Annotated in this window: 20 protein-coding genes and 1 pseudogene; 13 read left to right on the forward strand and 8 right to left on the reverse strand. The window is 59.7% G+C overall.

What is annotated here, in order from left to right; translation table 11 throughout:
- From ACZZ0K_RS19790 to ACZZ0K_RS19805, 4 genes are all read right to left on the reverse strand, one after another.
- Positions 1 to 750 carry a FadR/GntR family transcriptional regulator gene (locus tag ACZZ0K_RS19790; protein ID WP_177327011.1) on the reverse strand — a complete coding sequence of 250 codons (750 nt, stop codon included), beginning with the start codon at positions 748 to 750 and terminating at the stop codon, positions 1 to 3.
- 186 nt (positions 751 to 936) lie between these two features.
- A complete protein-coding gene (locus ACZZ0K_RS19795; RefSeq protein WP_056782917.1) occupies positions 937 to 2,664 on the reverse strand; it encodes an ABC transporter ATP-binding protein/permease in 1,728 nt (575 codons plus the stop codon).
- Between the two features lie 96 nt (positions 2,665 to 2,760).
- Complete coding sequence (locus tag ACZZ0K_RS19800) at positions 2,761 to 3,321, reverse strand: response regulator transcription factor (RefSeq protein ID WP_003221630.1); 561 nt, start codon at positions 3,319 to 3,321, stop codon at positions 2,761 to 2,763.
- Positions 3,314 to 4,576, reverse strand: a complete 1,263-nt coding sequence (locus ACZZ0K_RS19805) for an ATP-binding protein (RefSeq protein WP_016771713.1) — start codon at positions 4,574 to 4,576, stop codon at positions 3,314 to 3,316. Before ACZZ0K_RS19805 ends, ACZZ0K_RS19800 begins: the two co-directional genes overlap by 8 nt.
- 409 nt (positions 4,577 to 4,985) lie before the next feature.
- Here ACZZ0K_RS19805 and ACZZ0K_RS19810 point away from each other — a divergent pair, with 409 nt between their 5' ends.
- Positions 4,986 to 5,702, forward strand: coding sequence for an SIMPL domain-containing protein (locus tag ACZZ0K_RS19810; RefSeq protein WP_016771714.1), 717 nt, complete (start codon positions 4,986 to 4,988; stop codon positions 5,700 to 5,702).
- A gap of 169 nt (positions 5,703 to 5,871) precedes the next feature.
- Here the strand turns inward: ACZZ0K_RS19810 and ACZZ0K_RS19815 are convergent.
- Positions 5,872 to 6,233: pseudogene (locus ACZZ0K_RS19815) on the reverse strand (DUF6124 family protein).
- A 1,265-nt stretch (positions 6,234 to 7,498) separates the two neighbouring features.
- Here ACZZ0K_RS19815 and ACZZ0K_RS19820 point away from each other — a divergent pair.
- The 8 genes from ACZZ0K_RS19820 to ACZZ0K_RS19855 all read left to right on the forward strand — a co-directional run bounded on the left by ACZZ0K_RS19820 (position 7,499) and on the right by ACZZ0K_RS19855 (position 18,258).
- Complete coding sequence (locus tag ACZZ0K_RS19820) at positions 7,499 to 9,124, forward strand: ABC transporter substrate-binding protein (protein ID WP_252868797.1); 1,626 nt, start codon at positions 7,499 to 7,501, stop codon at positions 9,122 to 9,124.
- Positions 9,125 to 9,426: 302 nt separating this feature from the next.
- On the forward strand, positions 9,427 to 11,010 hold the full coding sequence (locus ACZZ0K_RS19825) for an ABC transporter substrate-binding protein (protein WP_463559270.1): 1,584 nt from the start codon (positions 9,427 to 9,429) through the stop codon (positions 11,008 to 11,010).
- A gap of 175 nt (positions 11,011 to 11,185) precedes the next feature.
- Entirely contained in the window at positions 11,186 to 12,604 is a 1,419-nt protein-coding gene (locus tag ACZZ0K_RS19830) for an OprD family porin (RefSeq protein ID WP_041477955.1), read from the forward strand.
- A gap of 77 nt (positions 12,605 to 12,681) precedes the next feature.
- Complete coding sequence (locus ACZZ0K_RS19835) at positions 12,682 to 14,277, forward strand: ABC transporter substrate-binding protein (protein ID WP_024011590.1); 1,596 nt, start codon at positions 12,682 to 12,684, stop codon at positions 14,275 to 14,277.
- A gap of 73 nt (positions 14,278 to 14,350) precedes the next feature.
- Positions 14,351 to 15,361 (forward strand): ABC transporter permease subunit, encoded by a 1,011-nt coding sequence (locus ACZZ0K_RS19840; protein WP_016771720.1) that lies wholly within the window; start codon positions 14,351 to 14,353, stop codon positions 15,359 to 15,361.
- Between the two features lie 11 nt (positions 15,362 to 15,372).
- On the forward strand, positions 15,373 to 16,299 hold the full coding sequence (locus ACZZ0K_RS19845) for an ABC transporter permease subunit (RefSeq protein ID WP_258707600.1): 927 nt from the start codon (positions 15,373 to 15,375) through the stop codon (positions 16,297 to 16,299).
- 10 nt (positions 16,300 to 16,309) lie between these two features.
- Positions 16,310 to 17,278 carry an ABC transporter ATP-binding protein gene (locus ACZZ0K_RS19850; RefSeq protein WP_016771722.1) on the forward strand — a complete coding sequence of 323 codons (969 nt, stop codon included), beginning with the start codon at positions 16,310 to 16,312 and terminating at the stop codon, positions 17,276 to 17,278.
- Entirely contained in the window at positions 17,278 to 18,258 is a 981-nt protein-coding gene (locus ACZZ0K_RS19855) for a peptide ABC transporter ATP-binding protein (RefSeq protein ID WP_071174376.1), read from the forward strand. Before ACZZ0K_RS19850 ends, ACZZ0K_RS19855 begins: the two co-directional genes overlap by 1 nt.
- A gap of 191 nt (positions 18,259 to 18,449) precedes the next feature.
- Here the strand turns inward: ACZZ0K_RS19855 and ACZZ0K_RS19860 are convergent, their stop codons facing one another.
- From ACZZ0K_RS19860 to ACZZ0K_RS19870, 3 genes are all read right to left on the reverse strand, one after another.
- Complete coding sequence (locus ACZZ0K_RS19860) at positions 18,450 to 18,713, reverse strand: hypothetical protein (protein ID WP_056782908.1); 264 nt, start codon at positions 18,711 to 18,713, stop codon at positions 18,450 to 18,452.
- Positions 18,714 to 18,872: 159 nt separating this feature from the next.
- On the reverse strand, positions 18,873 to 20,054 hold the full coding sequence (locus ACZZ0K_RS19865; RefSeq protein WP_463559271.1) for an MFS transporter: 1,182 nt from the start codon (positions 20,052 to 20,054) through the stop codon (positions 18,873 to 18,875).
- Between the two features lie 826 nt (positions 20,055 to 20,880).
- Positions 20,881 to 22,464 carry a peptide chain release factor 3 gene (locus ACZZ0K_RS19870; RefSeq protein ID WP_039759481.1) on the reverse strand — a complete coding sequence of 528 codons (1,584 nt, stop codon included), beginning with the start codon at positions 22,462 to 22,464 and terminating at the stop codon, positions 20,881 to 20,883.
- A gap of 448 nt (positions 22,465 to 22,912) precedes the next feature.
- Between ACZZ0K_RS19870 and ACZZ0K_RS19875 the strand changes: the two genes are divergently transcribed.
- The 4 genes from ACZZ0K_RS19875 to ACZZ0K_RS19890 are packed head-to-tail and all read left to right on the forward strand — an operon-like array spanning position 22,913 to position 26,337.
- The gene (locus ACZZ0K_RS19875; RefSeq protein WP_172667905.1) at positions 22,913 to 23,602 is read left to right on the forward strand and encodes an ABC transporter permease; all 690 of its coding nucleotides are present in this window, start codon (positions 22,913 to 22,915) and stop codon (positions 23,600 to 23,602) included.
- Positions 23,603 to 23,622: 20 nt separating this feature from the next.
- On the forward strand, positions 23,623 to 24,516 hold the full coding sequence (locus ACZZ0K_RS19880) for a glycine betaine ABC transporter substrate-binding protein (protein ID WP_258707598.1): 894 nt from the start codon (positions 23,623 to 23,625) through the stop codon (positions 24,514 to 24,516).
- A 13-nt stretch (positions 24,517 to 24,529) separates the two neighbouring features.
- Positions 24,530 to 25,183 carry an ABC transporter permease gene (locus ACZZ0K_RS19885; protein ID WP_463559272.1) on the forward strand — a complete coding sequence of 218 codons (654 nt, stop codon included), beginning with the start codon at positions 24,530 to 24,532 and terminating at the stop codon, positions 25,181 to 25,183.
- A complete protein-coding gene (locus ACZZ0K_RS19890) occupies positions 25,180 to 26,337 on the forward strand; it encodes an osmoprotectant ABC transporter ATP-binding protein OsmV (protein ID WP_016771732.1) in 1,158 nt (385 codons plus the stop codon). Before ACZZ0K_RS19885 ends, ACZZ0K_RS19890 begins: the two co-directional genes overlap by 4 nt.
- Positions 26,338 to 26,766 lie beyond the last annotated feature (429 nt).

Genomic DNA, 26,766 nt, shown 5'->3' on the forward strand with positions numbered 1-26,766 from the left:
TCAGCTTCGCTGCGCCTGCGCCTCTTCATGGGCCTGGCGCAGTCTTTCACGGCTATTGGTCAGGTGCAGACGCATCGCCGCACGCGCGGCATCGGAGTCCTGACGGGCAATCGCGTCGTAGATTTCCTCGTGCTCGCGGCTCAGGCGGCTCATGTAGTGCTGTTGATCATCGTGGGCCAGCCGCGCCGAGTTCAGCCGGGTACGCGGAATGATGCTGGTGCCCAGGTGCGTCATGATGTCGGTGAAGTAGCGGTTGCCGGTGGACAGGGCAATTTCCAGGTGGAAAGCGAAGTCCGACGACACCGCATCGCTGGCATGGGAGGCGCTTTCGTTCAAGGCGTCGAGGGCGGCGCGCATGGTTGCCAGTTGCTCGGGACTGCGGCGTTGCGCGGCTAGGCCGGCGGACTCGACTTCGAGGCTGATGCGCAATTCGAGAATCGCCAGCACGTCACGCAGGGTGACAACGGTGGCCGGATCAATGCGGAAACCGCTCGGGCTCGGCGTATCGAGAACAAAGGTGCCGATGCCATGGCGGGTTTCTACCTGGCCGGCGGCCTGCAGACGGGAAATTGCCTCGCGGACCACGGTGCGGCTGACGCCATGGGCTTCCATGATCGCCGACTCGGTGGGCAACTTGTCGCCACGCTTGAGCAGGCCATCGCGGATCTGCTCGCTCAACACCGTCACCAATTCCTGGGCGAGGCTGCGGCGCTTGCGGGGGAGGCGCGGGGTGTCGATCAGCTTTTCCATGGTCTGCATCTTGTCTCGAAAGTTCGGCTTGGCGCCATCATAGCTCAAGCGGGTTGTACGATCACCGGGCAGATCACATTGCCCCACTGTGGGAGCGAGCCTGCTCGCGAAAGCGGTGGTTCAGACGACAGATTCGTCGACCGATATGACCCCTTCGCGAGCAGGCTCGCTCCCACAGGTGGGTGTTCAGACAGTTATGGCCTGTTCGACCAGACGACCGCTGTCGATCCGCACGTGCCGTGGATGGAATCGTTTCAAACTGCTTCGGTGACCGACGCTGACAATGCTCAGCCCCGGAATCTCATCGATCAACGCCTGATACAAGGTCGCCTCGTCCTCTTCATCCATCGCCGATGTAGCCTCGTCCATGTACAGCCATTGCGGTGCGTAGAGAAGCGCGCGGGCGAAGGCCAGGCGTTGCTGCTCACCCGGCGAGAGCATGCGTTGCCAGTGATTGGCTTCATCCAGCCGCCCGACCAGGTGTGGCAGACGGCAAGTTTCCAGCACCTGTGCATAACGTTCCGGCGCGTAGGTGTCGCCCGGTTGTGGATAACTCAACGCTTCACGCAATGTGCCGATCGGCAGATAAGGCTTCTGCGGCAGGAACAGATAACGCGCCGCCGGCAAACGAATATTGCCGTGCCCCGCCGGCCACAAATGCCCCATCGCTCGCAGCAGTGTCGACTTGCCGCTGCCGGACCGCCCGCTGAGCATAACGCGCTCACCCGGTTCAACGGTCATGTCGGCGTCGGTCAGCAGGTGACGACCATCGGCCAGATCGAGGCCGAGGTTGTGCACCTGCAACTCACTGCCCTGGTTCTGCACGTCGATGGCCGGGGTGCGTTGTTCGTTGTCGCTCATGGCCTGACGGAAACTCAGCAAACGATCACAGGTGGCGCGCCACGCGGCGAGATCCGAGTAGGCGGTGATGAACCAGCTGAAATTCTCCTGCACGTTGCCGAACGCCGAGTTGATTTGCATCAGCTCGCCCAGTTCGATCTTGCCGGACAGATAGCGCGGTGCGGCGACGACAAACGGGAAAATGATTGCGATCTGCCCGTAGCCGGAGGTGAAGAACGTCAGGCGCTTGGACACGCGCATGATGTCCCAGAAATTGTGCCAGACCAGTCCGAAGCGATTGCTCAAGCGGCGGTTTTCATTCGGTTCGCCGTTGTACAAGGCGATGCTTTCCGCATTCTCACGCACGCGCACCATGGAAAAACGCAGGTCTGCTTCGAAGCGTTGTTGCTTGTTGTTCAGACCGATCAGACGGCGACCGATCAAATGCGTCAGCCAACTGCCGACCGCCGCGTACAACAGTGCGCACCAGAACATGTAGCCGGGAATCTCGATGCCGAACACTTCGATACTGCCCGACACGCCCCACAAAATGATCGAGAACGACACCAGACTGACAATCGTGCGCAGCAGCCCGAGGCCCAGGCTCAGGGTGTTGGCGGTGTAAGTGTTGAGGTCTTCGGAAATCCGCTGGTCGGGGTTATCGGTATAACCGCCCTGCTCCAGCTGGTAGTAATTCTTGTGGTCCAGCCAGCGCTTGAAGTGCTTTTCGGTCAGCCACGCCCGCCAGCGGATCGTCAGCATCTGCGTCAGATACAACCGATACACCGCGCCGAGAATCGCCACGGTCGCGATGCCGCAGAAATACAGGATCAACTGCCAGAACGCGGCTTCATCCTTTCTCTGCAAAGCGTTGTAGAAATCCTTGTACCAACTGTTGATCCACACCGAGATGGCTACGCTGAACAGCGTCAGCGCAATTACGGCAATCAGCAACGTCCAGGCCTTGCCCTTCTCTTCGCTGCGCCAGTAAGGCGTGGTCATCGCCCAGACCTTGCGAAAAAACTGCCCGCGCACAGCATCGTTGACCGCGGAATATTCAGCGTTCTGATTCATGGATAAGGCTCGATAGTAAAAAGAACGGACACGCGCCGATCATAGATGATCGGCGCGATTCATCGCGAGGGCTGGCGATAGTCGTTCAGCGCAGGTTCAGCGACGCACCGGGCGCTTCTGCAGTTTGCGCTGCAGGGTGCGGCGGTGCATGCCCAGCGCGCGGGCCGTGGCGGAAATATTGCCTTCGTGCTCGGTGAGCACGCGCTGGATGTGCTCCCATTGCAGACGATCGACCGACATCGGGTTTTCCGGCACCAGACTGTCGAGATCGGCGTGCTCAGACAGCAGCGCGGCCAGCACGTCGTCGGCATCGGCGGGTTTGCACAGGTAGTTGCAGGCGCCACGCTTGATCGCCTCGACTGCCGTGGCAATGCTCGAATAACCGGTGAGGATCACCACGCGCATTTCCGGATCGAGTTCCAGCAGCTTGGGCAGCAGGACCAGACCGGAGTCGCCGTCCATTTTCAGGTCCAGCGCAGCGTAATCAGGCAGATCGGCCTGGGCGATGGTCAGGCCTTCTTCAGCGGAACCGGCAGTGCTGACGCGAAAGCCACGACGGGCCATGGCGCGGGCCATGACGCGGGTGAAGGTCGCGTCGTCGTCGACCAGCAGCAGATGCGGCAGTTCTTCGCCTTCGACTTGGATTTCGTCACTCATGTTGGTCTCCTCGGGCGCCGTGGGGCAGGCGCAGCTCGGTGAGCGTGCCGCCTTCCTCATGACTATAGAGTTTCACTGAGCCGCCGGCGCGTGTCACGCTGGCCTTGCTCAAAAACAGGCCCAGGCCGAAACCTTTGCCCTTGGTGGTAAAAAACGGCTTGCCGATCTGCTCGGCGATGGCCAGCGGCACACCGGCGCCGTGGTCGCGAATGCTGATCGTCAAAGTCTCTGCGTCCCAGTCGAGGGTCACCTGGAGATTTTCCGGGCAGGCGTCGGCTGCATTGTTGAGCAGATTCAGCAATGCCTGGGTCAGATCCGGCGGCGGCGCCATGCGCGGCACCGCCCCCTGACCGAGACGCTGGAAGCGATAACTGGCTTCCGGGCGCATCAGGTGCCAGCGGTTCAGCGCTTCGTCGAGCCAGTCGGTAACGTCCTGCATCTCCACCGCCAGACGCCGATTGGCCTCGGCGGCACGGACCAGTTGCTGCAAGGTTTCCTTGCACAGCTTGACCTGATCCTGCAGCACTTTCAGATCGTCCTGCAGCAGTGCATCGGGGTGATCCTGCTGCATTTCCTTGAGCAACACGCTCATGGTCGCCAGCGGTGTGCCCAATTCATGCGCCGCACCGGCGGCCTGGGTCGCAACGGCGAGCAGCTGCTGATCACGCAGCCCTTCCTCCCGGCGGATCGCGCGCAATTCTTCCTGCCGGCGCAGCTCTTCAGCCATACGCGCGGCGAAGAACGTGATGACCGCAGCAGCCAGGGCAAAGCTCAGCCACATGCCGTAGATCTGCAGATTCTCACGGGCGACCGGCAGGGTTTCCAGCGGATAGAAACGCGTCAGCATCAGCGTGTACAGCGCCAGCGCGATACCGGACAGAATCACCGAATAACGCCACGGCAAGGTCACCGCCGCGATGGTCAGCGGCACCAGATAATAGGAAACGAAGGGGTTGGTCGAACCGCCGGAGAAATACAGCAGCGCACTGTGAATCACCAGATCGCAAGCCAGTTGCAGCGCGTATTCGAGCTCGGTCACCGGCCACGATGTGCGCAGGCGCACGGCAGTGAACACGCAGAGCAGAATCGAGCAGCCGAGGGTCATCGCCAGTTGCACCCACGGCAACGGCAACAATTGCAGCCAGTAGGCCAAGCCAACGGAGCCGGCCTGCGCGGCGAGCACCAGGGTGCGGATGAAAGTCAGCCGCCAGAGGTTCTGGCGAGTGGCGGAAGTCAGTTGTACGGGGGCGAGCATGAGCTCTCCTGATGAGCGCTCCAGGCGGATCGCACGGAGTATAACCAACGCGCGGGGTTCAGAGGCGAAAGTGCGGCAAACGACCACATGGCGACGATGGAGAACTCATCTGAGTTGAAGAAAATTCCGAAGGCTATTGGAGATCATTGTGGCGAGGGGATTTATCCCCGCTGGGTGGCGGAGCCGCCCCAAATCATGCGACCTCATTTAACCAGACATACCGCATCAGCCGGATTTGCGCCTGCTGCGCAGCCGATCGGGGATAAATCCCCTCGCCACAGAAGCACTCCCGACTGCGCGCAGGTATCTGTATAGAAGTTGTAACTGGGCGAACCGGATCATAGAAGTTAGAGTCTGATGGTTCACGCAGGCCGCGACCCATCACCTGCGCCTCATTCAAGGAGCCTTCATGCACACATTTCGCCGCAGCGCCGCCCTCCTCGCCCTGACCGTCGGCAGCGTCGCCAGCCTCCCGGCGCTGGCCGCCGATGAGCTGCACTACAACCAGATTTCCCTGCGCGCCGAAGTCAGCCAGGAAGTGGCCCGCGACCAGATGATCGTGACGCTCTACACCGAAGAGCAGAACACCGACCCGGCCAAACTCGCCGCCGCCATCAGCACCACCATGAACAAGGCCACCGCCCAGGCCAAACAAGTCAAAGACATCACCCTGCGCACGGGCAGCCGCAACAGCTATCCGATCTACGACACCAAAGGCCAGAAGATCACCGGCTGGCGCGAACGCGCCGAACTGCGCCTGGAAAGCACCGACTTCGCCGCCCTGTCAAAACTCACCGGCGAGCTGCTGACCGACCTGAAAATGGGCGGCATGGACTTCGCCATCGCCGACCCGACCCGCAAGGCCAGCGAAGACCAGTTGCTCAAAGAAGCCGTCACCGCCTTCAAGACCCGCGCCCAACTGGCCACCGACGCCCTGGGCGGCAAGGGCTACAAAATCGTCAACCTGAACCTCAACAGCAACGGTTATCCACAACCGTACCTGCGCGCGCCGATGATGATGAAAGCCGCGGCCATGGATTCCGCGCCGGTGACGCCTGAAGTTGAAGCCGGCACCAGCCAGGTCAGCATGACCGCCGATGGCTCGATTGAAGTGTTGATGCAGTGATTTGAGCTTGGCTGAATGAAGGACCGGCAATCAGTAAATGGTTGCCGGTTTTTTTGTGCCCGGGTTTTGTAGTGAATGATCCACCGCTTTCGCGAGCAGGCTCGCTCCCACAGATTGAACGCATTTGAATGTGGGAGCGAGCCTGCTCGCGAAGAACGATGACGCGATCTCAAGCGTGCGGATCAACCCGATCCAGCGCCCGATTCACCGCCAGCTCCGCCAGCATGATGATCTGCTGAATCGCCAGCGCCGTATTGCGCTGCGGCCTACCAAGCTGATCGGCGAAATCGCTGGCCAGCGTATTGGCTGAAGCAAGGGACTCACAGGCGTGAGCCAGCAGGCTTTCAGTGTCGATGTCGGGCCGGATCAAAAACATCGTGCTGGGTGGATGGGGTTTGCCGGGTGGCGGGCAGAGATAGAAATCGAGGGCACGCTTGATGGCTTCGCGGTTCTTCGCGAGATCGTCGGCACGCAGCGCGGCTTCAAGGGGGTTGAGGTTTCTTCGGGTGGGTCGGGGACTGGTTTGCTCATGCGCTTCACCTATGAGGTTGAGCCATCTCGATGCCGTTTCTCACACGACGAAGAGGTGGCAGCTTTGTGCGGGGTGAGAAAACCGGTCATAGGCACCCGGCCGGACATAGGCCCGCCCGCACAGAGCCGCCATAACGCACTTGCAGGCAGCAAACTTGCTGGCGGCAATTATGCGGATCTGGGCACTGAATGACTATGAATGTCGGGTTCTCACACCCGATCGCTGAACAACCAGCGACGACCCAAGCCTAGAGAGCGGACGTCCGACGGACAACCTGAAAACCTTGTGGGAAGGTTCTGGCTGTTTCGCAGCGGATTTAAACAGCCAAAAAGCAAACCCTCACCCTAACCCTCTCCCAGAGGGAGAGGGGACTGACCGAGGTGTTTGGGGGAGATACGCCAACGTGAAACTCCGAGTTGAACTCAGGATTTGAAAAACACACAAATCAGCCCCTTCTCCTCGGGGAGAGGGCTGGGGTGCGGGGCAAATCCACAACAAAAATAACGCCGAACACCCGCTCTTCACCACTCAATAGGCCGAGTGTCAGCTTGCCTGCTCTTGATCTTGATCCACCGGCGACGTCGGAAGGCTGAGTGGAGGGATTGATCCGGGCGTGGGAGCGCAGCGACCGTACGACGCAGTCGTACACAGCGAGTGTAGGTGCAGCGAAGCAAACCGGAGCCGCTGCGCCCGGATCAGTCCCGCAGCGAAGGAACCCGAGCCTGCGAGGGCCGAACGCAGGAGCAAGCCTTTTCGGTTACCTTTTTGGCGTTTGAAAAAGGTGACCCGCCGTAAGGGCGGAACCGCAATCCGCAACACCCGCAGAAACGGATATACACCCAAAACCCAAGAGCCTGGTCGGCCCAAAGGCCGCCAAGGTGCCACCAATCGAAACACCCAGTTGCACCAAGTAAAACTCCCCAATCCCTGCCCCAATCCACCCCACCAAAGCCCACCGCGAAAACCCCTCAACCCCGCCCATCCCCAAGGGTATAAATAAGTAACACCAAGCCCCACCCAAGCGCACCCGACACCTCCACCGCACCATTTCAGTGCCCCGAATGCACCGCAAAAACCACCCGCAAACGGTCAAATGCGTCAAAAGTTATACGGATGCGACATTAAGGTACGTTCGTGCCACCGTTTAACGCCGCCGACCGCTCTGGATCTTGCATTGGGTATGGGGCCTGCATAAGTATCCGCAGGCACGACTCACGAGGTCGTACCTCACAACTAAAAAATGACAACAAATCATGAGGCCAACATGCTTAAACACGCGGTCATTCCGTTTCTAGTCGGCGCAGGCTTGTTAGCCTCCGCACCTTTCGCCACCGCTGCGACTAACCTGGTGTTCTGCTCCGAAGGGAGCCCGGCCGGTTTTGATCCAGGCCAGTACACCACCGGAACCGACTTCGACGCCTCAGCCGAAACCATGTTCAACCGCCTGACCCAGTTCGAGCGCGGCGGCACCGCCGTGATTCCTGGCCTGGCGACCAAATGGGACATTTCCGACGATGGCCTGACCTACACCTTCCACCTGCGTGAAGGCGTCAAGTTCCATACCACCCCGTATTTCAAGCCGACTCGTGAATTCAACGCCGACGACGTGCTGTTTACGTTCAACCGCATGATCAACAAGGACGACCCGTTCCGTAAGGCGTACCCGACCGAATTCCCGTACTTCACCGACATGGGGATGGACACCAACATCACCAAGATCGATAAAGTCGACGACCACACCGTCAAGTTCACCCTGAAAGAAGTCGACGCTGCGTTCATCCAGAACATGGCCATGAGCTTCGCCTCGGTGCAGTCCGCCGAATACGCAGCGCAACTGTTGAAAGAAGGCAAGCCTGCCGACATCAACCAGAAGCCGGTCGGCACTGGTCCGTTCGTGTTCAAGAGCTACCAGAAAGACTCGAACATCCGTTACACCGGCAACAAGGATTACTGGAAACCTGAAGACGTGAAGATCGACAACCTGATCTTCGCCATCACCACCGACCCGTCGGTGCGTATCCAGAAGCTGAAAAAGAACGAGTGCCAGGTCACCCTGTTCCCGCGTCCGGCCGATCTGAAAGCGCTGAAAGAAGACAAGTCGCTGAAGATGCCGGATCAGGCCGGCTTCAACCTGGGCTACATCGCCTACAACGTGATGGACAAGGTCAAGGGCAGCAACGAGGCCAACCCGCTGGCTGACCTGCGCGTGCGTCAGGCGCTGGACATGGCCGTGAACAAGCCGCAGATCATCGATTCGGTTTACCAGGGCGCGGGCCAACTGGCCGTCAACGCCATGCCGCCGACCCAGTGGTCCTACGACACCACCATCAAGGATGCCAAGTACGACCCTGAGAAAGCCAAACAGCTGCTCAAGGAAGCCGGCGTCAAGGAAGGTACCGAGATCGTCCTGTGGGCGATGCCGGTGCAGCGTCCGTACAACCCGAACGCCAAACTGATGGCTGAAATGCTCCAGTCCGACTGGGCCAAGATCGGCTTGAAAGTGAAGATCACCAGCTACGAGTGGGGCGAGTACATCAAGCGCTCCAAAGGTGGCGAGAACCAGGCCATGATCATTGGCTGGAGCGGTGACAATGGTGATCCGGACAACTGGCTCAACGTTCTGTTCGGCTGCGACTCGCTGAGCGGCAACAACTTCTCCAAGTGGTGCGACAAGAAGTTCGACGGCCTGGTGAAAGAAGCCAAACGCACTACCGACCAGGGCAAGCGCACCGAGCTGTACAAACAGGCGCAACACGTCCTCAAAGATGCAGTTCCAATGACACCTATCGCTCACTCGACGGTGTATCAACCCATGCGCGCCAACGTGCAGGATTTCAAGATCAGCCCATTTGGCCTGAATTCCTTCTACGGCGTCAGCGTCAGCAAGTAAGACATTGCAACGGCGGCGTTTCTGACGTCGCCGTTGCTTTATCTACCGGGAAAAAAGGAAAAGGCCTACACCCAAATCCGCCGCAGATGATTGCTTCGGTATAGGCGCGTCGACTTTTCCTACGAGCATTAAGGCAATTACGTATTTACTGCCAGAGGCACGGTGCCTACCGTCGCGTACTGACCAGTGTCTGCGTGGGCCACCGGTTTTGCCGTACGTATTTGGATTGAGCTCAATGCGACCAGAAAGTCCCGGGATCGGGATCCAGGTGCATTGCATAACACTAAAAAAGAGGGAGCGTCATGCGCCATACCTTGGTTTTTTCCGCACTGTTGGCCGCCACGTCTGCAAGCTACGCCGCCAGCGACAGCCTGGTGTTCTGCTCGGAAGGCAGCCCGGCGGGTTTCGATACCGCGCAATACACGACGGCCACCGACAACGACGCCGCCGAGCCGCTGTACAACCGCCTGGTGGAGTTCGAAAAAGGCGCGACCAATGTCGTACCCGGTCTGGCAACCAAGTGGGACATTTCCGAAGATGGCCTGAAATACACCTTTCACCTGCGTGAAGGCGTGAAATTTCACACAACCCCTTACTTCAAGCCGAGCCGCGATTTTAACGCCGACGACGTGCTGTTCACGTTCAATCGCATGCTCGATGCGCAACAGCCGTTCCGCAAGGCCTATCCCACCGAGTTTCCGTACTTCAACGGGATGAGCCTGAACAAGAACATCGCCAAGGTCGAGAAGACCGGGCCGCTGACCGTGGAGTTCACGCTCAACAGTGTTGACGCAGCGTTCATCCAGAACATCGCCATGAGCTTCGCCGCCATTCTGTCTGCCGAATACGCCGACAAGCTGCTGGCCGACGGCAAGCCGAGCGACATCAATCAGAAGCCGATCGGCACCGGGCCGTTCGTGTTCAAGAGCTACCAGAAAGACTCGAATATCCGTTACACCGGTAACCCGCAGTACTGGGATCCGAGCCGGGTCAAGCTGAAGAACCTGATTTTCGCGATCAACACCGACGCTTCGGTACGTGTGCAGAAGCTCAAGGCCAACGAGTGCCAGATCACCCTGCACCCGCGTCCTGCCGATGTTGAAGCGCTGAAGGCCGACCCGAAACTGCAACTGATTTCCAAGCCGGGCTTCAACCTCGGCTACATCGCCTACAACGTCCGCCACAAGCCGTTCGATCAACTGGAAGTGCGTCAGGCGCTGGACATGGCGGTGAATAAACAGGGAATTCTCAACGCTGTTTATCAAGGCGCCGGCCAACTGGCCGTCAACGCCATGCCACCGACCCAGTGGTCCTACGACGACACCATCAAGGACGCCGCCTACAACCCGGAAAAAGCCAAGGAACTGCTCAAGGCTGCCGGCGTGAAAGAAGGCACCGAGATCACCCTGTGGGCAATGCCGGTGCAGCGTCCGTACAACCCGAACGCCAAACTGATGGCCGAAATGCTCCAGTCCGACTGGGCCAAGATCGGTCTGAAAGTGAAGATCGTCAGTTACGAATGGGGCGAGTACATCAAGCGCACCAAGAACGGCGAGCACGACGTCAGCCTGATCGGCTGGACCGGTGACAACGGGGACCCGGACAACTGGCTGGGCACGCTGTACAGCTGCGACGCCATCGGCGGCAACAACTACTCCATGTGGTGCGACCCGGCTTACGACAAGCTGATCAAACAGGCCAAGGTCGTCACCGACCGCGACCAGCGCACCGTGCTTTATAAACAGGCCCAGCAATTGCTTAAACAGCAAGTGCCGATCACGCCTGTCGCCCACTCGACGGTCAACCAGCCGTTAAGCACCCGGGTCGAAGGGTTCAAAGTCAGCCCGTTCGGCCGCAACGTGTTCTCGGGTGTCAGTATCGATTAAACCAACCGATTAGCCGCAATGCTGAGGGGAGCCGTCTACTCCCCTCACGCAAGCGCTTTGCCGAAATTCGCCAATCCGGCTTTTTGCAAACGTTTGCGATGTGTGAACGAGTTCTAAACCAATAACCGGCATACCAAAAAAGCCGGGATAAAAAGAAAGTAAAGGAGCTTCACCCATGAAACTGAGCAGCACCGCGATACTGGCCTTGGCCATCAGCAGCATCACCGCTACGGCTTATGCGGAAACCCAGAGCCAGGCGTTCACCCCGGTGACCGTCAACACCAAAAGCGCCCAGGCTGAGGCCACCGGCTTTCTGGAAGGTCAGTCGATTACTGGATCGACGCGTAACTGGTACGCCAACGAAGAACTCAAGCGTGGCGCCAAATTCCGCTATAAACATAACGACACGCTGCAAACCACTGATCGCCGCATCAACTGGGTACAGGGGACCATCATCAAGTACAACTCCGGGTTCACCGAAGGTACTGTCGGTATCAGCACCGAAGTTGCGCTGTACAACGCCATTGCGCTGGAGCGTGATCGCAAAAACCTTGCATCCGGCAACGGCGGCGCTCCGGAAGCCGGTCTCGAGCGCCCAGGCAACAACCGTACACTGACCCGTAACGGCGGTGACGCTGAAGGCCAATGGAGCAAACTGGGCTTGGCTAACGTCAAAGCTCGGGTTTCCAATACCACCCTGACCGCTGGCCGCCAGAACTTCAGCAGCCCGATGGTTGACGTGATCGGCAACCGTCCCCTGCCTTCGAGCTTTCAAGGCGTCAGCCTGCACAGTGAAGAGCTGGAAAACCTGACCTTCGACATCGCGACGTTCGATCAGAACTCGCCGCGTACAGAAGAAAGCCAGCGCAAGTTCCGTTCCGAATACGCTGATTCGATCATTGAAATTGATCACGTCAACACCGCTGGTATTTCCTATCAGCCGTTTGCCAGCCTGAAAACCAGCTTGTGGGCCACTCAAGCTGAAGACATGTGGAAACAGTACTACTTCGGCGCCACCCACGAACTGGGCGACAGCCAGATTCTGAGCCTGACCACCGGCCTGAACTACTACAAGACCGTGGATGAAGGTAAAGCCAAGCTGGGTGACATCGACAACGATACGTACTCGCTGTCCCTGGGTCTGACTCACCAGGCCCATAGCCTGACGTTCTCGTACCAGGAAATTAACGGCAACGAGTACTTCGACTACCTGCACGAAACCAACGGTATTTACCTGGCCAACTCCCTGCTCTCGGACTTCAACGGCCCGAACGAGAAATCCTTCCAAGTCGCTTACGGTCTGAACATGGCTGAATATGGCGTGCCTGGCTTGAAGTTCAACGTCTACAGCGCACGTGGCTGGGGCATCGACGGTACCCACTATAAAGGCGGCGCTTATGACAGCGTGCTGGCGATGGACGGCGAACACCACTACGAATACGGAATCGGTGCTGCTTACGCGGTTCAAAGTGGTCCGCTCAAAGCCACGGCCATCCGCGCCACCTACACTGCGCACCGTGCCAGTGATAATCAGCTGGATGGCAGCATCAACGAGTTCCGTCTCGTAACCACCATCCCGTTCAACATTCTGTAAAAACGCCAACCGACGGCTGACTCATGATGAGTCGGCCGTTCGGTTTTCTGTCTTCAACCGATTGCAGAGGGTTATCGATGAAAATGCTTCCCCTACGTGCGGCCATCGCGGCTGCGTTGCTGAGTGTCGCTGTCGGCGCCTCGGCCAAACCCTTGGTGGTCTGCACCGAAGCCAGCCCGGAAGGCTTCGATATGGTCCAGTACACAACTGCAGTCACGGCGGACGCTGTGGCCGAAACCATCTTCAATCGCCTGGCCGATTTCAAGCCCGGCACCACCGAAGTGATCCCGGCGCTCGCCGAGTCCTGGGACATCAGCGAAGATGGCCTGACCTACACCTTCCACCTGCGCAAAGGCGTCAAGTTTCACACCACCGAATATTTCAAGCCGACCCGCGACATGAATGCCGACGACGTGGTCTGGAGCTTCCAGCGTCAGCTGGACCCGAATCACCCGTGGCACAAACTGTCCAGCGTGGGCTTCCCGTACTTTGAAAGCATGGGCTTCAAGGAACTGCTCAAAAGCGTAGAAAAAGTCGACGACAACACGGTCAAGTTCACCCTGACCCGTCGCGAAGCGCCGTTCCTGGCCGACATCGCCATGGCGTTCTCGTCGATCTACCCGGCCGAATACGCCGACCAGTTGCTCAAGGCCAACAAGACCGGCGATCTGAACAACAAGCCAATCGGCACCGGCCCGTTCATCTTCCAGCGTTACGCCAAGGATGCGCAGGTGCGCTTCAAGGCCAACCCGGATTACTTCCGTGGCAAGCCGCCGGCCGACGCGTTGATTTTGGCGATCGCCACCGACAACAACGTGCGCCTGCAAAAGCTCAAGGCCAACGAGTGTCAGGTCGCGCTGTATCCGAAACCGGATGACATCCCGAGCATCAAGAAAGACAGCAAGCTGAAAGTCGACGAGCTGGACGCGATGACCGTTTCGTACATCGCCATGAACACCCAGCACAAGTACATGAGCGACGTACGCGTGCGCAAAGCCATCGACATCGCGTTCGACAAGGAAGCCTACGTCAACGCGCTGTTCGGCAAGGGCAACGCGTCGGTGGCGGTCAACCCGTACCCGCCGACCCTGCTCGGCTACAACCATGATCTGAAAAACCCGCCACGCGACCTCGACAAGGCGCGCGCGCTGCTCAAGGAAGCCGGGGTTCCGGAAGGCACCACCTTCACCCTGTTCACCCGCAACGGCGGCGGTCCGACCAACCCCAACCCGATGCTCGGTGCGCAGATGATGCAGGCTGACCTGGCGAAAGTCGGGATCAAGATCGACATCCGCGTGATGGAATGGGGCGAAATGCTCAAGCGCGCCAAGGCCGGCGAGCACGACATGGTCTCGGCCGGATGGGCGGGCGACAACGGCGACCCGGATAACTTCCTGACGCCTATGCTCAGTTGCGAGGCCGCCAAGAACGGCGAAAACTACGCACGCTGGTGCAACGAGAAATTCCAGGCACTGCTGGATGAAGCGCGGGCTAAAGTAGATCCGGCCGAACGCGCCGCGCTCTACGAACAGGCCCAAGTGCTGTTTAATCAGGACCAGCCATGGATCAGCATGGCCCATACTCGGATGTTCACTGCAATGCGCAACAATGTAGAGGGCTACCACATCAGCCCTCTCACCACTAATAACTTCGCCACCACCCAGGTGAAGTAGATAAGAAACGCCCGGTGCTCCTGACCTATGGAACACCGGGCACGCCTAACCGGCTGATGAGGTACCACACAAGATGTTTAGTTTTATTGCCCGCCGACTGGGGTTGTTGATCCCCACGTTTTTCGGCATCACCTTGCTGACTTTCGCGTTGATTCGCATGATTCCGGGCGACCCCGTGGAAGTGATGATGGGCGAACGTCGGGTCGACCCCGAAATGCACGCTCAGGCAATGGAACGCCTGGGGCTGAACAAGCCGCTGTATGCCCAGTATCTGGACTACATCGGCAAACTGGCCCAGGGCGATCTCGGTGAGTCGTTGCGTACCCGTGAAAGCGTGTGGACCGAGTTCACCTCTCTTTTCCCGGCGACCCTGGAACTGTCCATGGCCGCCCTGCTGTTCGCTGGCATCCTCGGGCTTCTGGCCGGGGTGATCGCGGCACTCAAACGAGGATCGCTGTTCGACCACGGGGTGATGGGCATCTCCCTCGCGGGCTATTCGATGCCGATCTTCTGGTGGGGCCTGATCCTGATCATGTTCTTCTCGGTGAGCCTGGGCTGGACCCCGGTGTCTGGGCGCATCGACCTGCTGTATGACATCGAGCCGAAGACCGGCTTCATGCTGATCGACACGCTGCTGGCCGATGACGTCGGCGCGTTCTTCGACGCCCTGCATCACCTGATCCTGCCGGCCATCGTGCTCGGCACCATTCCGCTGGCGGTAATCGCGCGGATGACCCGTTCGTCGATGCTCGAAGTGCTGCGCGAAGACTACATCCGCACCGCCAAGGCCAAAGGCCTGTCGCCGTCGCGCGTGGTGTTCGTGCACGGTCTGCGCAATGCGCTGATTCCGGTGCTGACCGTGGTCGGCCTGCAGGTCGGCACGCTGCTGGCCGGTGCGGTCCTGACCGAAACCATCTTCTCCTGGCCCGGCATCGGTAAATGGCTGATCGAAGCCATCGGCGCCCGGGACTATCCGGTGGTGCAAAACGGCATCCTGTTAATCGCCTGCCTGGTGATTCTGGTCAACTTCGTGGTGGACATCCTCTACGGCTTTGCCAACCCACGCATCCGTCATCAGCGCTGAGGTCAATACCCATGAGCACTCCAACATCCTCAGTAGCCGCCGCCACGTCCGCCGTGGATCAAAGCCTGCTGTACCCGTCGCCTTACAAAGAATTCTGGCAAGCGTTCTCAAAGAACAAGGGCGCCGTTGCCGGCCTGCTGTTCATGCTGCTGATCATCTTCTGCGCGATCTTCGCGCCGTGGGTCGCGCCGCATAATCCGAGCGAGCAATACCGTGACTTCCTGCTGACGCCGCCGGCGTGGCTCGAAGGCGGGCAGATGCAGTTCCTGCTCGGCACCGATGAACTCGGTCGTGACCTGCTGTCGCGTCTGATCCAGGGTTCGCGCCTGTCGCTGCTGATCGGCTTGTCGTCGGTGGTAATGTCGCTGATTCCGGGGATCCTGCTGGGTCTGTTTGCCGGTTTCTTCCCGAAAGTGGTCGGCCCGACCATCATGCGTCTGATGGACATCATGCTGGCCCTGCCGTCGCTGCTGCTGGCCGTGGCAATCGTCGCCATCCTCGGCCCTGGCCTGATCAACACCGTGATCGCGATTGCCGTGGTTTCCCTGCCGTCCTACGTGCGTCTGACCCGTGCCGCCGTCATGGGCGAACTGAACCGCGACTACGTCACCGCCGCGCGTCTCGCCGGTGCCGGTCTGCCGCGCCTGATGTTCATCACCGTGCTGCCCAACTGCATGGCGCCGCTGATCGTACAGGCAACCCTGAGCTTTTCTTCGGCGATTCTCGATGCCGCCGCACTGGGCTTCCTCGGCCTCGGCGTACAACCGCCAACCCCTGAGTGGGGCACCATGCTGGCCTCGGCCCGCGACTACATCGAACGCGCCTGGTGGGTAGTAAGTCTGCCTGGTCTGACCATTTTGCTCAGCGTGCTGGCAATCAACTTGATGGGCGACGGCCTGCGCGATGCGCTGGACCCGAAACTCAAGAACGCCGCCTGAGGAGATTCAAATGTCACTGCTAGAAATCAAGAATCTCAACGTCCGCTTCGGCGACAAGACCGCGACCCCGGTGGTCGACGGCCTCGACCTGAAAGTCGACAAAGGCGAAGTATTGGCCATCGTTGGCGAGTCGGGTTCGGGTAAATCCGTGACCATGATGGCGCTGATGGGCCTGATCGAGCATCCCGGCATCGTCACCGCTGACTCGCTCAGCTTCGACGGCAAGGACATGCTCAAACTGAGCAACCGTCAGCGTCGGCAGATCGTCGGCAAAGACCTGTCGATGGTCTTCCAGGATCCGATGACCGCGCTGAACCCGAGCTACACCGTCGGTTTCCAGATCGAGGAAGTGCTGCGCCTGCACCTGAAAATGTCCGGCAAGCAAGCGCGCAAGCGTGCCATCGAACTGCTGGAAAAGGTCGAGATCCCGGGCGCCGCCAGCCGTATGGACGCCTACCCGCATCAACTGTCTGGCGGTATGAGCCAGCGTGTTGCGATCGCCATGGCGATTGCCGGCGAGCCGAAACTGTTGATCGCCGACGAACCGACCACCGCGCTGGACGTGACGATTCAGGCGCAGATCATGGATCTGCTGCTGGCGTTGCAGAAAGAACAGAACATGGGCCTGGTGCTGATCACTCACGACCTCGCGGTCGTGGCGGAAACTGCCCAGCGCGTCTGCGTGATGTACGCCGGTCAAGCCGTGGAAGTCGGTCAGGTGCCGCAACTGTTCGACATCCCGGCGCACCCGTACAGCGAAGCGCTGCTCAAGGCGATTCCCGAGCACAGCCTCGGCGCCTCACGCCTGTCGACCCTGCCGGGCATCGTCCCGGGCCGTTATGACCGTCCGCAGGGGTGCCTGCTGTCGCCGCGCTGCCCGTACGTGCAGGACAACTGCCGCACCCAGCGTCCGGGCCTTGATCCGAAAGCCAACAGCCTCGCCCGCTGCTTCTACCCGCTGAATCAGGAGGTGGCGTAATGGCCGTCGTACTCACCGCCCGCGACCTGACCCGTCACTACGAAGTCTCCCGTGGCCTGTTCAAGGGCCACGCCACCGTGCGCGCGCTCAACGGCGTGTCGTTCGAACTGGAAGCCGGCAAGACCCTCGCCGTAGTGGGTGAGTCGGGCTGCGGCAAATCCACTCTCGCCCGCGCCCTGACGCTGATTGAGGAGCCGTCATCGGGTTCGCTGCAGATCGCCGGCCAGGAAGTCGCCGGCGCCGACAAGGCCGAGCGCAAGCAACTGCGCAAAGACGTGCAGATGGTGTTTCAGAGCCCGTATGCGTCGTTGAACCCACGGCAGAAAATCGGTGATCAACTGGCAGAACCGCTGTTGATCAACACCAAGCTGTCGGCTACCGAACGTCGCGAGAAAGTCCAGGCGATGATGAAGCAGGTCGGCTTGCGCCCTGAGCATTACCAGCGCTATCCGCACATGTTCTCCGGCGGTCAGCGCCAGCGTATCGCTCTGGCGCGGGCAATGATGCTGCAACCGAAAGTGCTGGTCGCGGACGAACCGACTTCGGCGCTGGACGTTTCGATTCAGGCCCAGGTGCTGAACCTGTTCATGGATTTGCAGCAGGAGTTCAACACCGCCTACGTGTTCATCTCGCACAACCTGGCGGTGGTGCAGCACGTGGCCGATGACGTGATGGTGATGTACCTCGGCCGCCCGGTGGAACTGGGTCCGAAGAACGACATCTACGAGCGCCCGCTGCACCCGTACACCCAGGCCCTGCTGTCGGCGACCCCGACCATTCACCCGGACCCGAACAAGCCGAAAATCAAAATCGTCGGCGAACTGCCCAACCCGCTGAACCCGCCACCGGGCTGCGCTTTCCACAAGCGCTGCCCGTACGCGACCGAACGCTGCAGCACGGAAGAACCGCTGTTGCGTGAGCTGGATAATCGGCAGGTGGCTTGCCACTACGCCGAGCAGTTTCTCGACGGCGCGGCATAAGCCACGGCAAAACCCGTAGGAGCTGACGAGTGCAACGAGGCTGCGATCTTTTGATTTTCAGGAGCAAGCTCAAAAGATCGCAGCGTTCCGCAGCTCCTACAGGGAATTGGCGTTGAACCAGAGTTAACCAACCCCCTCCACCTCGATTGCGCATCAGTCGAGGCAGAAGGGGTTTTTCTTTGGCCGGCGATCTATGTCTGGCTATCGCCTTCGTCACCCGGATCATCGGTGTCCGGCTCGTCGGTCGTCGAGTCATCATCTTCGGCGCTGCCACCCTGATTCATATCCCCCGGCTCCGACTCGGATTTGGCAAGCATCAGCCCGCTATGCCCGACCTGCCCATTGAACGCCTGAGATTCGTGATCCTCGCACTCGGCCCACGCCGTTGCGGTGCCGAGGGATAGCATCACCATCACTTTCAACAACATCAAAACCCGTAGCAATCTGCTTTTCATGGCCGACTCCATCCTGTTGCGCTAAGACATGCTTGCCGGACTGGCTCCGAGTGAAATCTAGTTGCGATCCGACCGGCTCACCACTTAGGACGCGACCGCGCAGGCAGAAATGCCATCGACCGCCAGATTGCTTTCGAATAACCCCGATAACCGAAACAGCTAAGCGCCTCGCGTGGCCTGCCAGGTCAGTGGAATGGAGATCAACACCAGCAGCGCGCTCATCTGCCACACACTGTGCCCGCCAAACTGGCCATACAGCTGACCGCTGAGCACCGGCGACAACAGCGCGCTGGCACTCCAGCTCATGAAGAACAGCCCGAAGTACTGACCGCTCTTGCCGCTCTGCGCAAAGTGCATCGCCAGCACATTCAGTGGCGGCATGAACAGCGCCTCGCCCAGCGTCCAGATCAGCGTCGACAGACAGACAAAAGCCAAGCCGGAACCGAACGGCAACATGCCCAGCCCACAGGCCAACAGGACACTGCCAACGAGCATCTGCCAACGCGAGCCCCAACGCTCGACCGCGTGCGATAGCGGGATTTGTAAAGCGATCACCAACAGCGCATTGAGCCCGAACTGCCAGCCGATCGCCTCTGTGCTCAGGTGGTAGTAATCACGCAGATAATTGCCCAGCGTGCTGTAGACCGTGTCGAACGCGATGCCGAGCACGGCCGTCGCCGCCAGCAACCAGAGGAACGGCTTGTCGCGAAGCGGCACGCTCGAGCCATCGGCGGATTCGTCTCCAACCACCAGCACCGGCCGCCGCCACGTTGTGCGCACGAACCACAGCAACGCCAGCATCGTCATCGCCGCACTGGCAAAAAACACCCAACGAAAAGCCGCTTGCGCCAACACCCCACCCGCCACCCCGGCAGCGGCCATGCCGAGATTACGCGCGACCCGACTCAGGGCCTGCGCACGCGAGCGTTGCGCGACTTCGCAATACTCCATGATCAGCCGCTGATGCAACGTCCGAATCGCGCCGTCGATGACACCGCTGAGCAACAACAAAGCGGCCAGCCACGGCACCTGCGTCACCAGCCCCAACAGCATCAGCACCCACACCGAAACGAAAAACAGCGCCGCCGTCAGCCGCGCCGTGCGCACGTGATCACTGAGCCAGCCACCGAGCATCGAACCGACCAGCAACCCAGCGCCATAGGCCGACAGCAACCAGCCGACGGTTTCAATCGCCAGCCCCAGCTCCTGACGCAGGTACAGCGCCATGAACAACTTGACCATGGCGCTGAGGCGGTTGATGAACAACAGAGCCGCGAGGACCCAGGCCATGGGGGTGAAATAGCCGTTGGGGCGCAGGAGTTGGGTCAGTCCTTTGAGCATGTAACGTCCGATGGGCGCGAGGGTTTGATGAACAGTAGACGGCTTGGATTGGAATGTCGTGGGGGTGAGGTCAGCGGAAGTAAAAGCAGAGTATGGCTACGACGTAGAGGGAAAACGCCTTACGGAAAAATCGCCGCGCCCGGATTCAACTTGATTTTTCACGCGGCGTTAAAGATCAAAAGCCCCTCACCCTAACCCTCTCCCGGAGGGAGAGGGGACTGACCGGGTCGCTTGGGCAAGGTACGCCGACCTGAAATACCGAGCCGAACTCGGGATTTGGACAGATCATCAATCGGCCCCCTCTCCCTCGGGAGAGGGCTGGGCGGGCGGCGTTCCGATGAGGGGCGAATCCAACACAGATCCAAAGCAGACCACACGCTTCTCACCACTCAAAACAATGAGCGCAAGCTCGAGTGCCTTTGATCTTGCTTTTGATCCACGGGCGACGTCGGAAGGCTGAGTGGAGGGATTGATCCGGGCGTGGGAGCGTAGCGACCGTTCGACGAAGTCGAACACAGCGGAAGGAGGTGCAGCGAAGCAAACCGTAGCCGCTGCGCCCGGATCAGTCCCGGAGCGAAGGTACCCCGAGCCCCAGCGAGCGGGCCGAACGTAGGAGCTAGCGTTTTTTGCTTACTTTTTTAGGCGCTTGTAAAAAGTAAGTCGCCGTAAGGGCGAAACCGCCAGCCGCAGCCCCCGCAGCAACGGATATTCACCCAAAACCCCAACAGCCTGGTCGGCCCAACGGCCGCCAAGACCAAAAGCGGCAGCCCATAAAAAAGCCCCCAAGGCCTACACCTCAGGGGCTTTCAGAAAAACACCTCAAACCTCAATGATGCTCCCGCGTCGCGCGGAATTTCACATCCGGCCAGCGCTCTTCCATCAACGCCAGATTCACCCGCGTCGGCGCCAGGTAAGTCAGGTGACCACCGCCATCCAGCGCGAGGTTCTCCACCGCTTTGTTGGAGAATTCCTCAAGCTTCTTCTTGTCGTCGCATTCGATCCAGCGCGCCGAATACACAGTGATCGGCTCATACGAACACTCGACCTTGTATTCCTCTTTCAAACGGCTGGCGACCACATCGAACTGCAGTACACCGACGGCGCCAAGAATGATGTCGTTGCTGCGCTCCGGGAAGAACACCTGCGTCGCGCCCTCTTCCGCCAACTGCTGCAGGCCCTGACGCAACTGCTTGGACTTCAGCGGATCACGCAGACGCACGCGACGGAACAGTTCCGGGGCGAAGTGCGGAATACCGGTGAAACCAAGGACTTCGCCTTCGCTGAAGGTGTCGCCGATCTGGATCGTACCGTGGTTGTGCAGACCGATGATGTCGCCAGCGTAGGCTTCTTCGAGCTGTTCACGCTCGGAAGAGAAGAACGTCAGGGCGTCGCCGATGCGCACGTCCTTGCCGGTACGCACGTGGCGCATCTTCATGCCTTTTTCGTACTTGCCGGAGCAGATACGCATGAAGGCGATGCGGTCGCGGTGTTTCGGGTCCATGTTCGCCTGGATCTTGAAGATGAAGCCCGAGAACTTCTCTTCCACCGGCTCGACAGTACGCTCATTGGCCACACGGGCCAGCGGACGCGGCGCCCAATCGACGACAGCATCGAGCACGTGGTCGACACCGAAGTTGCCCAATGCGGTACCGAAGAACACCGGGGTCAGTTGGCCGTCGAGGAATTCCTGCTGGTTGAATTCGTGACAGGCGCCCTGCACCAGTTCCAGCTGCTCGATGAAACGATCGTACTCGTCGCCCAGATGCGCGCGCGCCTCATCGGAGTCGAGTTTCTCGATGATCTTGGTTTCGGTGCGTTCGTGACCGTGACCGGCGGTGTAGACAATGATGTAGTCGTCGGCCAGGTGATACACGCCCTTGAAGTCGCGGTAGCAACCGATTGGCCAGGTGATCGGCGCAGCCTTGATCTTCAGGACCGCTTCGATTTCGTCGAGCAGTTCGATCGGGTCGCGAATGTCACGGTCGAGTTTGTTGATGAAACTGACGATCGGCGTGTCACGCAGACGGCAGACGTCCATCAGCGCAATGGTCCGTGGCTCTACACCCTTACCGCCGTCGAGCACCATCAAGGCCGAGTCCACCGCTGTCAGGGTGCGGTAGGTGTCTTCGGAGAAGTCTTCGTGGCCCGGGGTGTCGAGCAGGTTGATCATGTGTTCGCGATAGGGGAACTGCATGACCGACGTGGTAATGGAAATACCCCGCTGCTTCTCCATCTCCATCCAGTCGGATGTCGCATGGCGATCGGATTTACGGGATTTCACCGTACCGGCCACTGCAATCGCCTTGCCCATCAACAGGAGCTTTTCGGTGATCGTGGTTTTACCGGCATCGGGGTGGGAAATAATGGCGAAAGTGCGGCGTTTCGCGACTTCGGCGGCCTGTTGGGTCATGGGAAATCGCCTGGCGGTGATTCAAAAAAGGGCGGCGAGTATAGCTTAAAAAGTGATCGCCAAACCACCGTCCCTCGGCCGCGCAAAACCCCGTAGGAGCTGCCGAAGGCTGCGATCTTTTGATCTTTTTTCAGCAGCAAAGTCAAAAGATCGCAGCCTTCGGCAGCTCCAACAGGGTGGCCAAATAGTGTCTAACGTGGGAACCTTTTAAAGCACGGAGACGTCCATCCCCTGTTACGAACTTTCGTCAGGGGCTGAAAAATCAGCAAGTTAGCCTGACGAGGCTGCGCTCATGGCTCGCTTTCAGACCGCTTTGCCGGCTCTGAAAAACGGCTACTTTTCGCGAACGACGCTCCCGGCAGCCAAGGCTTGGCATGCCACACGGGACTGCGCTCGCCGACTACAAAAAAGGAGTCCGCCTGTGGCTATCCGCTATGGCAAAGGGCTGATGGGAGGTGCGGTGGTGATCGCGCTCCTGGCCCTGCTGGTCCACTGGATCGGCATCAACACGATCGAACACTACCGCGACGATTTGTTGTTTTACCTGCAAGCTCATCTGATTCTCGTCCTCGCTTCCATGCTGGCCGCCCTTGTCGTGGGCATTCCCGCCGGTATCTTCCTCAGCCGCCCGACCATGGTCGGCCGCGCCGAACGCTTCATGCAAATCTTCAATATCGGCAATACCGTGCCACCGCTGGCCGTGCTCGCGATTGCGCTGGGCATCCTCGGCATCGGCAGTGGCCCGGCAATCTTCGCGCTGTTCCTCGCCTCGCTGTTGCCGATTGTGCGCAACACCTATGAAGGCCTGAAAAATGTGCAGGGCTCGCTGAAAGAAGCCGCTGTCGGCATCGGCATGACGCCGCGCCAAGTGCTGTGGAAAGTCGAATTGCCCAACGCCGTGCCGATCATCGTCGGTGGCGTGCGGGTCGCACTGGCGATCAACGTCGGCACTGCGCCGCTGGCGTTCCTGATCGGCGCCAACAGCCTCGGCAGCCTGATCTTCCCCGGCATCGCCCTGAACAATCAGCCGCAACTGCTGCTCGGCGCCGCGTGCACCGCGCTGTTGGCGCTGTTGCTCGATGGCGTGGTCACCCTCGCCAGCCGTCTCTGGCTGGAACGCGGTTTGCGCCCGTCTTAAGGCTTTGCGAAGGAATATTTATGAAACGACTTAGCTTGATCTTAGGCTGCGTCCTGATGTTCGCAGGAATCGCGCAAGCCGCTGAAAAACCGGTCATCCGCCTCGGCGCCCGGGTCTTCACCGAGCAGACCCTGCTCGCCGAAATCACCGCGCAATACCTGCGCAGCAAAGGCTACGACGCGCAAATCACCGGCGGTCTGGGCAGCAACCTCGCGCGCAGCGCCCACGAAAGTGGCCAATTGGACCTGCTCTGGGAATACACCGGCGTGTCGCTGGTGGCCTATAACCACGTCACTGAAAAACTCGACAGCGCGCAGTCCTACGCCCGGGTCAGAGAGCTCGACGCGAAGAAAGGCCTGATCTGGCTGACGCCGTCGAAATTCAGCAACACCTACGCCCTCGCCCTGCCGAAAAAGGTCGCCGAGGAGTACCCGCAGATCGGCAACATCAGCCAGCTCAACAAAGTGCTGCGCGCCGAGGCCAAGACCAACCACCTGGTGGCGCTGGATACCGAGTTCGCCAACCGCTCCGACGGTCTCGACGGCATGGTCAAGCTCTACGACATGAACCTGACCCGCAAGAACATCCGCCAGATGGACGCCGGCCTGGTCTACACCGCGCTACGCAACGGTCAGGTGTTTGCCGGTCTGGTCTACACCACCGATGGCCGTCTCAACGCCTTCGGCCTGAAATTGCTGGAAGACGACAAGCATTACTTCCCCGACTACACCGCCGCTCCCGTGGTGCGTCAGGCCACGCTGGATGCCAACCCGAAACTGGCCGAACAACTCAAGCCGCTGGCCGAACTGTTCGACGACGAAACCATGCGCCAGCTCAACGCGCGGGTCGACGTCGACCACGAGAGCCCTTCGTCCGTTGCCGCCGATTTCCTGCGCCAGCATCCACTGAATTAAGAGAGGAGAAGTCATGGAATTTCTGAACGCCTTTTCCCATCTCGACTGGCAGCAGGTGATGCACCTGACCTGGCAGCACATCACTCTGGTCGGCATCGCCGTGACCCTGGCGATCGTCATCGGCGTGCCGCTGGGCATCCTGATGACACGCTTTCCCACCCTCGCCGGCCCGCTGCAAGCCGGTGCCACGGTGCTGCTGACCGTGCCGTCGATCGCCCTGTTCGGTCTGCTGCTGCCGTTCTATTCCAAGTTCGGCCAGGGCCTGGGGCCGCTGCCGGCGATCACCGCCGTGTTCCTTTATTCGCTGCTGCCGATCATGCGCAACACCTACCTCGCCCTGACCGGCGTTGAACCGGGCATCCGCGAAGCTGCGCGCGGCATCGGCATGACCTTCGGCCAGCGCCTGCGCATGGTCGAACTGCCGATTGCGGTGCCAGTGATCCTCGCTGGCGTGCGCACCGCCGTGGTGATGAACATCGGCGTGATGACCATTGCCGCGACCATCGGCGCCGGCGGCCTCGGTGTGTTGATCCTCGCCTCCATCAGCCGCAGTGACATGTCGATGCTTATCGTCGGCGCGCTGCTGGTCAGTCTTCTGGCGATCTTCGCCGACCTGTTTCTCCAATGGCTGCAACGCTCGTTGACTCCAAAAGGACTCCTGAAATGATCGAACTTCAAAACCTCAGCAAAACTTTCCAAAGCAACGGCAAAGATGTCAAAGCCGTGGACTCGGTAAGCCTGACCGTCAATGAAGGCGAGATCTGCGTGTTCCTCGGGCCATCGGGTTGCGGCAAAAGCACCACGCTGAAAATGATCAACCGCCTGATCAAACCGACCTCGGGCAAGATCCTCATCAACGGCGAAGACACCACCGATCTCGACGAAGTGACGCTGCGCCGCAACATCGGCTACGTGATCCAGCAGATCGGCCTGTTCCCGAACATGACCATCGAAGAAAACATCGTCGTCGTGCCGAAACTGCTCGGCTGGGACAAACAGAAATGCCACGACCGCGCCCGCGAACTGATGAGCATGATCAAGCTCGAGCCCAAGCAGTATCTGCATCGCTACCCGCGTGAACTGTCCGGTGGTCAGCAACAGCGTATCGGCGTGATTCGTGCGCTTGCAGCTGACGCCCCACTGCTGTTGATGGACGAACCGTTTGGCGCGGTCGACCCGATCAACCGCGAGATGATCCAGAACGAATTCTTCGAGATGCAACGCGCGCTGAACAAGACCGTAATCATGGTCAGCCACGACATCGACGAAGCCATCAAACTGGGCGACAAGATCGCCATTTTCCGCGCCGGCAAACTGCTGCAGATCGACCATCCGGACACCCTGCTCGCGCATCCGGCGGATGATTTCGTCAGCAATTTCGTCGGTCAGGACAGCACGCTCAAACGCCTGCTGTTGGTGAAAGCCGAAGACGCGGCGGACAACGCGCCGTCGGTAAGTCCGGAGACGCCAGTGGCCGATGCGCTGGAATTGATGGACGAGCACGACCGTCGCTACGTGGTGGTCACCTGCGCCGAGAACAAGGCGCTGGGGTACGTGCGCCGTCGCGACCTGCATCGCCAGACCGGCACCTGCGCGCAATTCCTGCGCGAGTTCAACGCCACCGCAGCGTACGACGAGCACCTGCGCATCCTGTTGTCGCGCATGTACGAGTTCAACCGCGCCTGGCTGCCGGTGATGGATGCCGAACGGGTATTCCTCGGTGAGGTGACGCAGGAGTCGATTGCGGCATACCTGAGTTCGGGACGCTCACGGGGGATGAAGACCAGTATCGTCTCGCCGGCTGAGACCGTGGTCGCGTAAACCATCTACGCGGTTGAAACCCGATCCCTGTGGGAGCGAGCCTGCTCGAGAAAGCGCAATATCAGTCGACGCTGATGGCGGCTGTGAAAATGCCTTCGCGAGCAGGCTCGCTCCCACAGGATCTACTTAATTTTGTTGATCTTCACTGGGTGACAAAGAATCTCAACAGCCTCTCCTGCAAGAGCGTCGTCAATTCAGCTTCTTCAAGGTCCAAATCCCCCTTCAACACCCTCTCTCGACGCCAACGTCGCCGATGTTGCCGCTATCATACTTACCTGTGATCTAGCCGACAAAAGCCACGAACGTGCAGATATGTTTAACACTCGAAAATTCGCCGGGAACATCTGCCCGTCATCTCGGTCGGGTAGAAGGAGTGATGAACGCGACGCACGTCAGAAGCGTGCAAAAACGCGACATTTTTAGTTGATC

It is taken from the genome of Pseudomonas sp. AC255 (assembly GCF_979258175.1).

Coding starts and splice junctions, on each gene's coding strand:
- ACZZ0K_RS19790 (WP_177327011.1), bottom strand. CDS start 750: ATGGAAAAGCTGATCGACACCCCGCGCCTCCCCCGCAAGCGCCGCAGC.
- ACZZ0K_RS19795 (WP_056782917.1), bottom strand. CDS start 2,664: ATGAATCAGAACGCTGAATATTCCGCGGTCAACGATGCTGTGCGCGGG.
- ACZZ0K_RS19800 (WP_003221630.1), bottom strand. CDS start 3,321: ATGAGTGACGAAATCCAAGTCGAAGGCGAAGAACTGCCGCATCTGCTG.
- ACZZ0K_RS19805 (WP_016771713.1), bottom strand. CDS start 4,576: ATGCTCGCCCCCGTACAACTGACTTCCGCCACTCGCCAGAACCTCTGG.
- ACZZ0K_RS19810 (WP_016771714.1), top strand. CDS start 4,986: ATGCACACATTTCGCCGCAGCGCCGCCCTCCTCGCCCTGACCGTCGGC.
- ACZZ0K_RS19820 (WP_252868797.1), top strand. CDS start 7,499: ATGCTTAAACACGCGGTCATTCCGTTTCTAGTCGGCGCAGGCTTGTTA.
- ACZZ0K_RS19825 (WP_463559270.1), top strand. CDS start 9,427: ATGCGCCATACCTTGGTTTTTTCCGCACTGTTGGCCGCCACGTCTGCA.
- ACZZ0K_RS19830 (WP_041477955.1), top strand. CDS start 11,186: ATGAAACTGAGCAGCACCGCGATACTGGCCTTGGCCATCAGCAGCATC.
- ACZZ0K_RS19835 (WP_024011590.1), top strand. CDS start 12,682: ATGAAAATGCTTCCCCTACGTGCGGCCATCGCGGCTGCGTTGCTGAGT.
- ACZZ0K_RS19840 (WP_016771720.1), top strand. CDS start 14,351: ATGTTTAGTTTTATTGCCCGCCGACTGGGGTTGTTGATCCCCACGTTT.
- ACZZ0K_RS19845 (WP_258707600.1), top strand. CDS start 15,373: ATGAGCACTCCAACATCCTCAGTAGCCGCCGCCACGTCCGCCGTGGAT.
- ACZZ0K_RS19850 (WP_016771722.1), top strand. CDS start 16,310: ATGTCACTGCTAGAAATCAAGAATCTCAACGTCCGCTTCGGCGACAAG.
- ACZZ0K_RS19855 (WP_071174376.1), top strand. CDS start 17,278: ATGGCCGTCGTACTCACCGCCCGCGACCTGACCCGTCACTACGAAGTC.
- ACZZ0K_RS19860 (WP_056782908.1), bottom strand. CDS start 18,713: ATGAAAAGCAGATTGCTACGGGTTTTGATGTTGTTGAAAGTGATGGTG.
- ACZZ0K_RS19865 (WP_463559271.1), bottom strand. CDS start 20,054: ATGCTCAAAGGACTGACCCAACTCCTGCGCCCCAACGGCTATTTCACC.
- ACZZ0K_RS19870 (WP_039759481.1), bottom strand. CDS start 22,464: ATGACCCAACAGGCCGCCGAAGTCGCGAAACGCCGCACTTTCGCCATT.
- ACZZ0K_RS19875 (WP_172667905.1), top strand. CDS start 22,913: ATGGGAGGTGCGGTGGTGATCGCGCTCCTGGCCCTGCTGGTCCACTGG.
- ACZZ0K_RS19880 (WP_258707598.1), top strand. CDS start 23,623: ATGAAACGACTTAGCTTGATCTTAGGCTGCGTCCTGATGTTCGCAGGA.
- ACZZ0K_RS19885 (WP_463559272.1), top strand. CDS start 24,530: ATGGAATTTCTGAACGCCTTTTCCCATCTCGACTGGCAGCAGGTGATG.
- ACZZ0K_RS19890 (WP_016771732.1), top strand. CDS start 25,180: ATGATCGAACTTCAAAACCTCAGCAAAACTTTCCAAAGCAACGGCAAA.